This window comes from Chryseobacterium fluminis, from assembly GCF_026314945.1.
Lineage (GTDB): Bacteria > Bacteroidota > Bacteroidia > Flavobacteriales > Weeksellaceae > Chryseobacterium > Chryseobacterium fluminis.
In genome coordinates this window covers 2,710,426-2,724,727 of sequence record NZ_CP111121.1, presented here as the reverse complement: position 1 = coordinate 2,724,727, position 14,302 = coordinate 2,710,426, and the positions used below count along the sequence as shown (strand labels likewise).

8 protein-coding genes, 2 tRNA genes, 3 rRNA genes and 1 pseudogene are annotated in these 14,302 nt (G+C 40.1%); all 14 read left to right on the top strand.

The window, feature by feature from the left end; translation table 11 throughout:
• The first annotated feature begins 187 nt into the window (after positions 1–187).
• The 14 genes and pseudogenes from porG (at position 188) to rrf (ending at position 14,218) form a co-directional block, all read left to right on the top strand.
• Positions 188–1,081, top strand: coding sequence for a type IX secretion system protein PorG (gene porG / locus ODZ84_RS12420; protein ID WP_266172623.1), 894 nt, complete (start codon positions 188–190; stop codon positions 1,079–1,081).
• 4 nt (positions 1,082–1,085) lie between these two features.
• Positions 1,086–1,835, top strand: coding sequence for an isoprenyl transferase (locus ODZ84_RS12415; protein ID WP_266172622.1), 750 nt, complete (start codon positions 1,086–1,088; stop codon positions 1,833–1,835).
• A 28-nt stretch (positions 1,836–1,863) separates the two neighbouring features.
• Positions 1,864–4,407, top strand: coding sequence for an outer membrane protein assembly factor BamA (gene bamA / locus ODZ84_RS12410; protein ID WP_266172621.1), 2,544 nt, complete (start codon positions 1,864–1,866; stop codon positions 4,405–4,407).
• A 6-nt stretch (positions 4,408–4,413) separates the two neighbouring features.
• A pseudogene (locus ODZ84_RS12405) lies at positions 4,414–4,963 on the top strand (OmpH family outer membrane protein).
• Between the two features lie 66 nt (positions 4,964–5,029).
• Positions 5,030–5,533: an OmpH family outer membrane protein gene (locus ODZ84_RS12400; protein ID WP_266172620.1), complete on the top strand. Its 504-nt coding sequence runs from the start codon at positions 5,030–5,032 to the stop codon at positions 5,531–5,533.
• A 197-nt stretch (positions 5,534–5,730) separates the two neighbouring features.
• Complete coding sequence (locus ODZ84_RS12395; RefSeq protein ID WP_266172619.1) at positions 5,731–5,937, top strand: bacteriocin-like protein; 207 nt, start codon at positions 5,731–5,733, stop codon at positions 5,935–5,937.
• A 72-nt stretch (positions 5,938–6,009) separates the two neighbouring features.
• Positions 6,010–6,495 (top strand): acyl-CoA thioesterase, encoded by a 486-nt coding sequence (locus ODZ84_RS12390; RefSeq protein ID WP_266172618.1) that lies wholly within the window; start codon positions 6,010–6,012, stop codon positions 6,493–6,495.
• On the top strand, positions 6,495–7,355 hold the full coding sequence (gene rfbD, locus ODZ84_RS12385) for a dTDP-4-dehydrorhamnose reductase (RefSeq protein WP_266172617.1): 861 nt from the start codon (positions 6,495–6,497) through the stop codon (positions 7,353–7,355). Before ODZ84_RS12390 ends, rfbD begins: the two co-directional genes overlap by 1 nt.
• An 11-nt stretch (positions 7,356–7,366) precedes the next feature.
• Positions 7,367–8,053: a hypothetical protein gene (locus tag ODZ84_RS12380; protein WP_266172616.1), complete on the top strand. Its 687-nt coding sequence runs from the start codon at positions 7,367–7,369 to the stop codon at positions 8,051–8,053.
• Positions 8,054–8,965: 912 nt separating this feature from the next.
• Positions 8,966–10,483 (top strand): 16S ribosomal RNA (locus ODZ84_RS12375).
• Between the two features lie 224 nt (positions 10,484–10,707).
• Positions 10,708–10,781, top strand: a tRNA-Ile gene (locus ODZ84_RS12370).
• A 101-nt stretch (positions 10,782–10,882) separates the two neighbouring features.
• Positions 10,883–10,956: transfer RNA gene (locus ODZ84_RS12365), tRNA-Ala, on the top strand.
• 207 nt (positions 10,957–11,163) lie between these two features.
• A 23S ribosomal RNA gene (locus ODZ84_RS12360) occupies positions 11,164–13,927 on the top strand.
• A 182-nt stretch (positions 13,928–14,109) separates the two neighbouring features.
• A 5S ribosomal RNA gene (gene rrf, locus ODZ84_RS12355) occupies positions 14,110–14,218 on the top strand.
• The 16S, 23S and 5S rRNA genes sit together here with 2 tRNA genes alongside, the layout of an rRNA operon.
• The last annotated feature ends 84 nt before the right edge of the window (positions 14,219–14,302 follow it).

The following is a 14,302-nucleotide window of genomic DNA, read 5'->3' as shown; positions in this document are numbered from 1 at the left end:
GTTTATTGTATACAACTTGCTTTGATTCTATGAAAAAAAGAATAAATTTGTGACTTTGCCGTTTACTTTATAACAAATTATGTTTTTTTGTTTATTTTTAACTAAACATTAAGAATATCATTAATATAAAAAAGTTTTATATTTGCAAAAATTAATTTTTAAAATAACCATAAATCCATATTCTTTTATGAATAAAAAATTATTGTTTAGCTTCCTTGCCGCCCTGGGAACTTTGGTAAGTGTTAAAGCACAAAGAAACGAGCTTGGAGTTCGTCTGGGTATGAGTAACCTGGTGGGTGATATTGGAAGAACGAATTATATTTTACAAAAGCCATTGGATTTAAATAGAACGTCAGATTGGGGAGTGCCATTTTATGGAGGTATTTTATACAGATTTAATTTTAACCCACATCAGACCGTGAGATTAGACCTAGGGTATAACCAAATACAGTTTAGTGACAAAGCTGCAAAGGAAGATTATAGAAGAAATAGAAATGGAGTTGGTAAAAATAATGTATATGAAGCAAGTTTAACGTTTGAATATAATTTCTTCCCTGTAAATAACGAACAGAAAGGAATGCTTAGCCCCTATATTTTCGGTGGAGTAGGTGCATTGATGTTCGATGCTCCGAAAGCAACTCTGGTTAACGATTTCAGAAGAGATGCAGATGGAGTGGCACAAGCGCCTATCAATGAGCTGGATTTTACCACAACCGCAGAATATACTACGGGGACCAAAACCACGGTTCATATTCCGTTCGGAGTAGGACTGAAATATAAATTTAATTATAGCTGGGCTATTTTTGCAGAGGCTACATTTAGATATACACTTACAGACCAGTTAGACTACAGCCAGATACAAAGTAAAGATGTAATCTCAACGTATAACGGCGATATTCTGAACCCCGGTACAGGAGGGTCGCTGCTTCAGTCTGATGCCTACTATGTAGTGTCAAAAGAAAGAGAAGCTGCTATTATTGGAGAAAGAAATGTTGGTGATTTAAAGTCTAAAGATTGGATGAATACCGTAAGTTTAGGACTTACCTATTCTTTCGGAAGACCACCATGCTATTGTGATTAATAAGATGTCGTTGATAAAAGATAAAATAAATTCTGAGAATTTACCAAAACATGTGGCCATTATTATGGATGGCAATGGAAGATGGGCAAAATCTCGTGACGAAGATAGAACTTTCGGTCACAAAAATGCTATTAATGCAGTGAGAAACGCTATTAATGCGTGTAATGAAATCAATATTCCGTATTTAACGCTGTATACTTTTTCTTCTGAAAACTGGAACCGTCCCGCAAAGGAAGTGAATACATTGATGAATCTGCTTGCAGAAACCTTATTGTTAGAAGCTGAAGAGGTTTTTAGTAAAGGCTTGAGAATGCATGTTATCGGAAATGTTGATCAGCTGCCACCTCTTGTAAAAGAACAGTTGTTTCGGGTGGTAGAACTTACAAAAGAAAACACAAAAGGTAATTTGGTATTAGCATTAAGCTATGGCTCCCAACAGGAGATCCTGAATGCCGTAAAAAATATAAGTTCTGATGTGAAGGATGGAAAGATTGAAGTGGAGGATATTGATGGAAAACTATTCGAAAACTATCTTTATACAAAAGATTTTCCCCCCGTTGATTTACTTATCAGAACCAGTGGCGAAATAAGAATAAGCAATTTTCTCCTTTGGCAGATCGCCTACGCAGAACTACAGTTTTTAGATGTTTTATGGCCTGATTTTTCAAAAGATATTTTCTTTCAGTGTATTGTAGATTATCAAAACAAAGAAAGAAGATACGGATTGACCGGGGAACAAATAAAAGCTCAGTAAAATTTAAGAAAAGAAAGACTACGATAAAATGAAGTTTAGACTATTACCCATCATTATGTTTGTTGCTTCTGCACATTTTTATGGACAGGTAACGCCACAGGACAGCACAAAAGTGAATAATCCCGTGCATGCAGAGAACCAGGCAGGAACTTATACACTTAAAGACATCGTTGTAGATGGGGTTAAAAAGTATACACCAGCGCAAATCCTGAGATTTACTGGTTTAACTAAAGGCGAAAGTGTAGATATCCCAGGGCAAAAAATTAGTAACGCCGTTAAAAAACTTTGGGACACTCAATCTTTCTCGGAAGTGGAAGTATACGTACAGAGTATTGAAGGCGAAACTGTAGTTTTAAGATTCTACTTAGAAGACTTGAAAGAGCTGGGTGAGGTGAAATTTACTGGAAAAGGAATCGGTAAGTCTAAAAACGAAAAACTCGCGAAAGACAACAATCTGAAGCCGGGTACCAAGATTACCCAGAATTTAGTTTCAAGTCTTAAGACAAATATTCCTAAAGATTATGTTAAGAAAGGTTTTGCCGATGCTAAAATCACCATCCAGGATAAAGTAAATGCAGGTGACCCTGCCTTGGTGGACTGGACAATAAATGTAGATAAAGGCAAAAAGGTTAAAATCGATCATATCGAATTTGAAGGAAACCAGGCGGTTACCGACAGCAAGCTTCGGAAAAAAGCCTTTAAAGAAACAAAACAGAAAAGATTTGGTATTGGAGGGATCTTAAAGTCATCTAAATTCATCGAAGAAAAATACCAGGAAGACAAGCAAAGCCTTATCAGCTATTACAACTCTCTGGGATATAGAGATGCTGCCATTGTTTCTGACTCTGTATGGAGAAATAAAAGAAATAATTACGAAATAGACGTAAAACTTAAAGAAGGAAAGCAATATTATATAGGAGATGTTACCTTTACAGGTAATACTGTATATGCTACAGATTATTTACAGAGACTTTTAGGATATAAAAAAGGAGATATCTACGATGCCGTGGGTTTCAACAAAAAAGTAGGAGAAGATGGAGGTAAAGAAGATGATTCTGATATCAAATCTGTGTACATGAATAACGGATACCTTTTCTCGAATGTAACACCGGTTGAAAAATCAGTTGACGGGGACAAGATAAATCTTGAAATCCGGATCAATGAAGGAGAAAAAGCGACATGGAACCGCGTAACATGGCAAGGAAATGTTACCACTCATGACCATGTTATTCTAAGATCTTTGAGAACCAAACCCGGAAGTCTTTTTGCAAAAAGTGATATCAAAAGAACATATTTTGATTTAGCAGGGATGTCATTCTTTGATCCCCAGCAGGTAGGTCAGGATATCAATCCCAACCAGCAGGACAATACGGTGGATATCAATTGGAAACTGGTTGAAAAAGGATCTTCCCAGGTTCAGTTACAGGCAGGTTACGGAGGAAACAGTTTTATTGGAACGTTAGGATTAACATTCAATAACTTCTCACTGAGAAACTTCCTGAAATTTAAAGATTTCAGACCCGTACCGCAAGGGGACGGACAGACCTTATCTATTCAGGCTCAGGCAGGGCAATACTTCCAGAACTATGGGGTTTCATTCACGGAACCATGGCTGTTCGGAACAAGACCGACTGCACTTTCTGTAAGCTTAAATAACTCAAGAGTAAGATATTCTTCTACAGATGGTACCGGAATTCCTCAGAAATTAAATATTTTCTCTGCTTCCGTAGGTTTAAACAGATTACTGAAGTGGCCGGATGATTATTTCTCATTGTATACTGGTCTTCAGTATCAGAAGTATGACTTCAGCAACTACCCGTTTGAATTTGGTGACACGACAGAATATTACGGTAGTGCCAATAACCTGAGTATTAATATAGGATTAAGCAGAAACTCTGCCGGAATAGATCCGATATTCCCTACGACAGGTTCTAATATTGAAGCTTCTGTAAAATTCACTCCGCCATATTCATTGTTCAGCAATAAAGATTACTCTACAATGAGCCCTACGGACAAATATAAGTGGATGGAATTCTATAAAGTAAAGTTCAAGGCAGATGTTTATAACGAGATTGTTGGTAAATTGGTCTTAAGATCTTCTGCTGAAATGGGATTCATGGATGGATATAACAAAGAACTTGGAGCGCCGCCATTTGAAAGATTCTATGTAGGAGGTACCGGTTTATTCGGAGGTAGATTTGACGGTAGAGAACTGATCCCGTTGAGAGGGTACGAAAATGCATCCACTTATGGAGGAACTATTGATGATATTACTCCAAAAGGAGGAGGTACCATTTACAACAGATTCACATTGGAACTGAGATATCCGATTTCTCTGAACCAGACCGCTAAAATTTACGCCTTAACATTTGCAGAAGGAGGAAATGTATGGAACTCCTGGAGTAATTATAATCCTTTCCAATTGAAAAGATCGGTAGGAGTCGGGGTAAGAGTTTATATGGGAGCATTTGGTTTGATCGGGTTTGACTTTGCTTATGGATTTGATAAGACGATAAGCGGAACAGAACCTTCAGGTTGGAAGACACACTTCTTAATGAACCAATCATTATAATAACATATGAAGAACTTAAAAATCATTTTCACATGTATACTCTTCCTGCTGTTTAGTTTTACGAACGCACAGAAAGTAGGAGTGGTAGATACCGAATATATTTTGGATAAAATGCCTCAGTATAAAGAAGCGGAAGCAAGATTAAATTCGCAGATCGATACCTGGCAGTCAGAATTACAGAGTCTTCAGGCAGAGTATGAAAAAAAGATCTGCATTCGAAAGTGAAAAGGTATTATTGGTAGGAGACCAGTTGAAGCTGAGAGAAAAAGAAGTGATGGATCTGGATAAGAATATTAAAACAACTACCAGTCTGCGCTTTGGAAACACGGGAGAGATTGCCAAACTGAGAACAAACCTCGTGCAGCCCTTTCAGGATCAGATCTGGAACGCCATTAAGGCCATGTCCGAGAAAAACGGATTGGGAATAGTTCTTGACAAAAGCAATAACGTTAATGTTATTTTTCTCCAGAAAAGGTTCGATTATACCGATAAAGTACTGGACATTTTGTTAAAAGGTACAGAACAGGAGAAAAAAACAAATAAAGGTAAAAAGTAATTCATCAATTAACTTTTACCTAAATTTACAATCAAAAGAAAAATTAAATTATTTATTTTACCAATTATGAAAAAATTAAGTGTATTATTTGCAGCAGTAATGATGGTTGTATCAGTAGGTATGGCAAAGGCTCAAAAAATTGCAACTTTAGATGTGATAGGTGTTCTTAACGCAATGCCTGAAAAGAAAAAGGCTGATGCCGATCTTAAAGCATTCTTAGATACTAAGCAGGCTGAAATCAAAAAAAGAGCGGATGCAGGTGAGGCTAAGTTAAAGCAATATACTGAAGAAGCTCCTAAGAAAACAGCTGAAGAAAACAAAGCAAGAGAAGCTGAAATAGGAAAGTTACGTGAAGAAATTCAACAAATGAGTGACAAAGCTCAGAAAGATTTCGTAGCTAAGCAGGATACCGCTTACGAACCGATCGAGAAAAAGTTAAACGATGCTGTGTCTAAAGTAGCTAAAGCCAGCGGATATGACTATATCATGGATGCTAACTCTTCTGCTTTTGTATACAAAAACGGTCCTGATGCTACTGCAGCTGTGAAAAAAGAATTAGGAATCCAATAATTTTGGAAATTAACAAAGATTTATAAAACCATCTCAATTGGAGATGGTTTTTTTATTGTAATTATGGCACATAATTTTTGTTTAATATAAGTATCCGTACTGTGAATTATTTAACAAATTTTTAACATCATATCATATTCTTGCGCCAAGAAATTATTTATACATTTGTTTCAGTATTAAACATAAAAATTAATAAAATGAAAAATTTAAAGAAAATTTCAAGAGATGGGTTAAAAACAATCAAAGGAGGACAATTAGTACCTTCGGGTGTTTATGCTTGTTGCGTAGGAAATCAATGTAGTAGCACGGTTACACTTTATTTGGGAGGTGATATCTTTTGTGGACAGGAAGGTGCTGTTGTAACCAGAGTAGGAAACGCTAGCTTTAATGAAGATCTTGGATAAAAGTTTTCATAAAACTAAAAACATTTATAAAATAACCATCTCTTTTAGAGGTGGTTTTTTTATTTTTGCCAGATGGAAAGAGAAGTATCAACCACGGTTAAAGTTAGATTCAGCGATTGTGATCCGATAGGACATTTAAATAATGTCAAATATCTGGATTATATGTTTAATGCCAGAGAAGACCACGTGGAAACATTTTATGGTTTTACCTATGAAGAATATACAAAGAAAACCGGATGTACGTGGATTGCCATTCAGAACGAAATAGCTTACCTTAAAGAAGTGCGGTATAATACCCAGGTTGTCATCAGCAGCAAAACAATCGAAGTACAGGACAGGACTGCCAAAGTTGAAATCCTCATGAAAAGTGCAGACGAAAAAACAATTCATGCTGTTCTTTGGGTAACGGTTATTTATTTTAATATCAAAACCAGAAAATCAGAAGTACACCCAGAAGATATTAAGGAGACTTTTCATAAATTCTATGTAGATTTAGAGCAGAAAGATTTTCAGTCAAGAGTTAAATTTTTAAGATCACAAAACGCAAAAAATTCATAATGAAAAAAATACTGGTAATTGGAGGAAATGGTCAGTTGGGAAACTGCCTTAGAAAAATCGCTCCCGATTTCGAATTAGACTATGAATTTGTATTTACAGATTCACAGACATTGGATATTACAAACGAAGATCAGATCAATAATTTTTTTAACAGCGAAAAGCCGGATTTCTGTATCAATGCGTCGGCATATACAGCAGTAGACCTGGCAGAAAAAGAAAGAGAAAAAGCTTTTGCGGTTAATGCGGATGGAGTGGGATATCTGGCTCAGGCTTGTAAAGACAATAAAGCAACTTTCATCCACGTTTCTACCGATTATGTTTTCGATGGCGATACAAATCTCTGCTATTCAGAAGATGATTTCACAAATCCTGTCGGAGTTTACGGTGAATCTAAGCTGAAAGGTGAAGAACTGGCATTAGAGAACAATCCGGAAACCATTATTCTCAGAACATCCTGGTTATATTCGGAATTTAACAAGAATTTTGTAAAGACAATGCTGAACCTTTTTTCTCAAAAAGAAGAATTGGGAATCGTGGGAGATCAATTCGGACAGCCGACGAATGCCAATGATTTGGCAGAAGCAATCATGACTGTCATCGAAGCGCCTCAAAAAACCTATGGCATTTTTCATTTCTCAAACTATCCGGAAACAACATGGTTTGAGTTTGCCCGGAAAATTGCTGATTTTTCAGAATCTTCGGTAAAATTAAATGCTTTGACAACCGAGCAATATCCAACACCTGCAAAGAGACCGAAAAGAAGTACGATGTGTCTGGACAAAATAGAGGAAGTCTACAAAGTTGAAACCAGACATTGGGAAAATAGTCTGGAAGAATGTATTAATATCCTCGTAAAATAGTACAATATATAATGAAGAACCTAGTAATTATCGCGTTGGTCTTATTTGTCCGGCTTTTCAGTGCCCAGAATGTGTATCTGACGAAAGTTGAAAAAACAAATGATAACACAGATAAATTTTTATATAAAATAAGTGAAGAAAACGTAAATGCCCAATATCTGGGAGACGTAGAGGTACAGGGATTCGCAAAAGATGATGCAGCTGTTTTTTCATTAATCTATAAAAAAGCAAAAGAAATCGGGGCCAATACTTTTACTTTAAAGCCCTTTGAAAATATAGACGGAAGTCCGCAGGACTTTAATCCTGCAAACTACAGGTTGTCCCTGTATTATCTTCCAAAGGAAAAATTACTAAATCAGACGGGTTATGTGTACTTATTTGCATCATCAGAAAAAAATCAAAAGATCAGTATAAACCGTACGGATTACGAAATCTCCCCAAGATCATATCTTATCCTAAAAGTAATTCCCGGAAAGATATATACCATCTCTACTAAAAAGCTGCTGGGATCTACCATCAGACTACAACCAAAGTCAGATGAAGGAAATCAGTATTTTCAGATTTCAGCGACAAAGATCAAAGCGGATGAATCCGGTGTCGGAGGTCTTAACCTGAAAAGCGGAGATATCATAAGCCTGGAAAAATCATATGCCGAATTTTTAAGTACCATCTATAATGAAGAAAAGCAGCGTAATTAACGTTGCTTTTTTTAATTGAGGAGCTTAATCACGCTATCCGCACTCGCTATTTTCGTGAATTCGGGCGGCTTTGCCGCCCGAATTCACGAAAATGAGCTCAGACAAATGCTTCTATCGTGGCTAGGGTAGTGGGATAAAATCAATTCCGGTATTCGAATCAGTACAAAGTATATATAATAAGGAAAAGACCTTTATCCAAACCTCATAGGTTTTCAAAACCTATGAGGTTTATATATAAAGAATAAGAAAAATACTTTCATCTTCCCTACAACGATTATTTTTGCCTCTAGCCTCTAGCCTCTAGCCTCTAGCCTCTAGCCTCTAGCCTCTAGCCTCTAGCCTCTAGCCTCTAGCCTCTAGCCTCTAGCCTCTAGCCTCTAGCCTCTAGCCTCCAAAATTAATATCCCGGAAAATCAGATATTTACCGTCAAATATGAACTCAATATTAATATTATGTTAAATAAATTAGGATGGTATAGGATAAAGGGTGTACTTTTGCGGCACTGAAAAACCAGGATTGGTTCGGTAGCGCAGAAGAGCTTTAAGGAGCGGAGAATATAGAACTGATATCTACGGATACATGAGATAAAAACTTTTTAATTTTTAGATGATAAAAGTTGCGGAGTTTAAATTTTTTAGTATCTTTGCAGTCCGGTAAAACGGGAGCGCAGGAGTAGAAGGATTGAGGGTTTGAGAGGATATTAGGGTTAACAAAAAACTTTAAATTTTCTTTAAAAAACATTTGGTCAATTAGAAATTTATTTTTACTTTTGCACACGCAAATACGATAAAGCGAAATGACAGAAATTAGCTAAAGTAGGAGCGGAAGAATAGAGATCATTGAAATACAATATAACAACCAAGTAAGGAAAAACTAAAGCGTCAAAACTTTGAGTGAGTCAGAACAAACATACAATGGAGAGTTTGATCCTGGCTCAGGATGAACGCTAGCGGGAGGCCTAACACATGCAAGCCGAGCGGTATTTGTCTTTCGGGACAGAGAGAGCGGCGTACGGGTGCGGAACACGTGTGCAACCTGCCTTTATCAGGGGGATAGCCTTTCGAAAGGAAGATTAATACCCCATAATATATTAATTGGCATCAATTGATATTGAAAACTACGGTGGATAGAGATGGGCACGCGCAAGATTAGATAGTTGGTAGGGTAACGGCCTACCAAGTCAGTGATCTTTAGGGGGCCTGAGAGGGTGATCCCCCACACTGGTACTGAGACACGGACCAGACTCCTACGGGAGGCAGCAGTGAGGAATATTGGACAATGGGTTAGCGCCTGATCCAGCCATCCCGCGTGAAGGACGACGGCCCTATGGGTTGTAAACTTCTTTTGTATAGGGATAAACCTACTCTCGTGAGAGTAGCTGAAGGTACTATACGAATAAGCACCGGCTAACTCCGTGCCAGCAGCCGCGGTAATACGGAGGGTGCAAGCGTTATCCGGATTTATTGGGTTTAAAGGGTCCGTAGGCTGATCTGTAAGTCAGTGGTGAAATCTCACAGCTCAACTGTGAAACTGCCATTGATACTGCAGGTCTTGAGTAAGGTAGAAGTGGCTGGAATAAGTAGTGTAGCGGTGAAATGCATAGATATTACTTAGAACACCAATTGCGAAGGCAGGTCACTATGTCTTAACTGACGCTGATGGACGAAAGCGTGGGGAGCGAACAGGATTAGATACCCTGGTAGTCCACGCCGTAAACGATGCTAACTCGTTTTTGGGGCTTTATGCTTCAGAGACTAAGCGAAAGTGATAAGTTAGCCACCTGGGGAGTACGTTCGCAAGAATGAAACTCAAAGGAATTGACGGGGGCCCGCACAAGCGGTGGATTATGTGGTTTAATTCGATGATACGCGAGGAACCTTACCAAGGCTTAAATGGGAATTGATCGGTTTAGAAATAGACCTTCCTTCGGGCAATTTTCAAGGTGCTGCATGGTTGTCGTCAGCTCGTGCCGTGAGGTGTTAGGTTAAGTCCTGCAACGAGCGCAACCCCTGTCACTAGTTGCCATCATTAAGTTGGGGACTCTAGTGAGACTGCCTACGCAAGTAGAGAGGAAGGTGGGGATGACGTCAAATCATCACGGCCCTTACGCCTTGGGCCACACACGTAATACAATGGCCGGTACAGAGGGCAGCTACACAGCGATGTGATGCAAATCTCGAAAGCCGGTCTCAGTTCGGATTGGAGTCTGCAACTCGACTCTATGAAGCTGGAATCGCTAGTAATCGCGCATCAGCCATGGCGCGGTGAATACGTTCCCGGGCCTTGTACACACCGCCCGTCAAGCCATGGAAGTCTGGGGTACCTGAAGTCGGTGACCGTAACAGGAGCTGCCTAGGGTAAAACAGGTAACTAGGGCTAAGTCGTAACAAGGTAGCCGTACCGGAAGGTGCGGCTGGAACATCTCATTTTAGAGTCTCGTTTTCGGACGAGAATAAACAAAATTAAGGTACTTCAATGTACCATGCACTTACTTAAAGCGAAGCTTTAGTTTTTTATTTGGTTGCTATATATATAAAAATACACACCCACTAGAGATTAGTAACAGGGAACAAGAGATTTTAGATTATAAATTATAAATTTTAGATTTAAAAGTTATTTAAAATTTTCAATTTAAGATTTAAAATTATAACGAAGTCTCGTAGCTCAGCTGGTTAGAGCGCTACACTGATAATGTAGAGGTCGGCAGTTCGAGCCTGCCCGAGACTACTAATTGAAGGGAATTGCAGATTTTAAATTATAGATTTTAGATTATAACATATTGTTTTCATTTAAAATTTATCATTTAGAATTTAAAATTTCTACTAGAGGGGGAATTAGCTCAGCTGGCTAGAGCGCCTGCCTTGCACGCAGGAGGTCAAGGGTTCGACTCCCTTATTCTCCACGTATTGTATGGTGTACGGTAAGTACATACGTATGATGTATGAGGGTAATTTTACGGAAATGTATATTCTACATAATGACGGAGCCGTCATTAGTACATATTTCGGGATTACATGATTACAAGATTTAAGATCATTGACATTAACGGTAAAGACATCACAAAGAGAAAACCGAGCACTTATAAGTGCTTGAGTAACCTAAAAATAGGAAAGAAATCGTTAAGGGCGTATGGCGGATGCCTAGGCTTTCAGAGGCGAAGAAGGACGTGGTAAGCTGCGAAAAGCTCGGGGGATTGGCACACACGAATAGATCCCGAGATGTCCGAATGGGGCAACCCGGCATGTTGAAGACATGTCATCTTGATGTTTACATTAAGAAGCAAACCCGGAGAACTGAAACATCTAAGTACCCGGAGGAAAAGAAATCGAAGAGATTCCGTAAGTAGTGGCGAGCGAAAGCGGATTAGCCCAAAAGTCTTTATATATTTAGAAGAACGTACTGGAAAGTGCGGCCGTAGACGGTGATAGCCCGGTATTCGAAAGGTATATTTTGATGATAAATGAGTAGGGCGGGACACGTGAAATCCTGTCTGAATATGGGGGGACCATCCTCCAAGGCTAAATACTCCTGAAAGACCGATAGTGAACAAGTACTGTGAAGGAAAGGTGAAAAGCACTTCGAATAGAAGGGTGAAATAGAACCTGAAACCGTACGCCTACAAGCGGTCGGAGCCCACAAGTTGGGTGACGGCGTGCCTTTTGCATAATGAGCCTACGAGTTAATTTTACTAGCGAGGTTAAGGACTTCAGGTCCGGAGCCGGAGCGAAAGCGAGTCTGAATAGGGCGCATAGTTAGTAGGATTAGACGCGAAACCTTGTGATCTACCCATGGGCAGGTTGAAGCTCTGGTAACACAGAGTGGAGGACCGAACCGGTTGACGTTGAAAAGTCTTCGGATGACCTGTGGGTAGGGGTGAAAGGCCAATCAAACTGGGAGATAGCTCGTACTCTCCGAAATGCATTTAGGTGCAGCGTCGCAATAAAGTTTATTAGAGGTAGAGCTACTGATTGGATGCGGGGGTTTCATCGCCTACCAATTCCTGACAAACTCCGAATGCTAATAAATGTTCTGCGGCAGTGAGGGCATGGGTGCTAAGGTCCATGTCCGAGAGGGAAAGAACCCAGACCAACAGCTAAGGTCCCCAAATATATGTTAAGTTGAAGCAACGCGGTTGGACTGCATTGACAGCTAGGATGTTGGCTTGGAAGCAGCCATTCATTTAAAGAGTGCGTAACAGCTCACTAGTCGAGCGGTCCGGCATGGATAATAATCGGGCATAAACATATTACCGAAGCTATGGATTTATAATTTTATTATATCTGGTAGGAGAGCATTCTATTTGCGCCGAAGCAGTATCGTGAGGTATTGTGGAGCGGATAGAAAAGAAAATGTAGGCATAAGTAACGATAAAGGGGGCGAGAAACCCCCTCACCGAAAGACTAAGGTTTCCTCAGCCATGCTAATCAGCTGAGGGTTAGTCGGGACCTAACGCGAACCCGAAAGGGGTAGTGGATGGACAATGGGTTAATATTCCCATACTTGCTCACACTAAAAAGGGGACGGTTCGACGTAGCTATTGAAGACGGACGGAAGTGTCAAGGCCTAGCCTTCGGGCGAAGCTGTTATAGTGAAATCGGATCCAAGAAAAGCCGAAGTGAAGCAACCCGTACCAAAACCGACACAGGTGGTCGAGGAGAGAATCCTAAGGTGCTCGAGTGAGTCGTGGCTAAGGAACTAGGCAAAATAGTCTCGTAACTTCGGAAGAAGAGACGCCAGCAGCAATGCTGGCCGCAGTGAAGAGGCCCAGGCGACTGTTTATCAAAAACACAGGACTCTGCTAAATCGAAAGATGCTGTATAGGGTCTGACACCTGCCCGGTGCTGGAAGGTTAAGGAAGGGCGTTAGGGTAACCGAAGCGTTTGACTGAAGCCCCAGTAAACGGCGGCCGTAACTATAACGGTCCTAAGGTAGCGAAATTCCTTGTCGGGTAAGTTCCGACCTGCACGAATGGTGTAACGATCTGGGCACTGTCTCAGCCACGAGCTCGGTGAAATTGTAGTATCGGTGAAGATGCCGATTACCCGCAATGGGACGAAAAGACCCTGTGAACCTTTACTATAACTTCGTATTGACTTTGAGTAAGTAATGTGTAGGATAGGTGGGAGACTTTGAAGCAGGCACGCTAGTGTTTGTGGAGTCAACGTTGAAATACCACCCTTTACTTACTTGGAGCCTAACTTCTTTCAGAAGGACATTGCGTGGTGGGTAGTTTGACTGGGGTGGTCGCCTCCAAAAGAGTAACGGAGGCTTTCAAAGGTACCCTCAGCACGCTTGGTAACCGTGCGTAGAGTGTAATGGCATAAGGGTGCTTGACTGTGAGACCTACAAGTCGATCAGGTGCGAAAGCAGGACATAGTGATCCGGTGGTTCCGTATGGAAGGGCCATCGCTCATAGGATAAAAGGTACTCCGGGGATAACAGGCTAGTCTCCCCCAAGAGCTCACATCGACGGGGAGGTTCGGCACCTCGATGTCGGCTCGTCACATCCTGGGGCTGGAGAAGGTCCCAAGGGTTGGGCTGTTCGCCCATTAAAGTGGCACGCGAGCTGGGTTCAGAACGTCGTGAGACAGTTCGGTCTCTATCTATTGCGGGCGTTAGATGTTTGAGAGGGCTTGATTCTAGTACGAGAGGACCGAATTGAACAAACCTCTGGTGTATCAGTTGTACCGCCAGGTGCACCGCTGAGTAGCTACGTTTGGAAGAGATAAGCACTGAAAGCATATAAGTGCGAAACTCGCCTCAAGATGAGACATCTTTTAAGGGTCGTTGGAGATGACAACGTTGATAGGCTACAGGTGTAAAGTTGGTAACAGCATAGCCGAGTAGTACTAATTACCCGTAGATTTATAGCCTATTGGTTGCTGTAATCTTAACTTTAATTAATTAATAATAAGACAAGTGCTTATAAGTGCAGAACTGGTTTTGCCTTTGTGATGAAATTTACCGATAAAATTTGTAAAATGTAAAAAGTAAAAAGTATCATGTCAATACATGGTACCTATTACAACCGACATGATACAAGATATACCTTATTTAGGGTGGTTTTAGCGGTGGGGCTCACCTGTTCCCATTCCGAACACAGAAGTTAAGCCCACCAGCGCCGATGGTACTGCGACAAGCGGGAGAGTAGGTCGCCGCCAGTTTTTTATTAAAAGTCTCATACATTCATTTGTATGAGACTTTTTTCGTTTTATAACCAGAAGATAAACATGAGATATTAGATACTA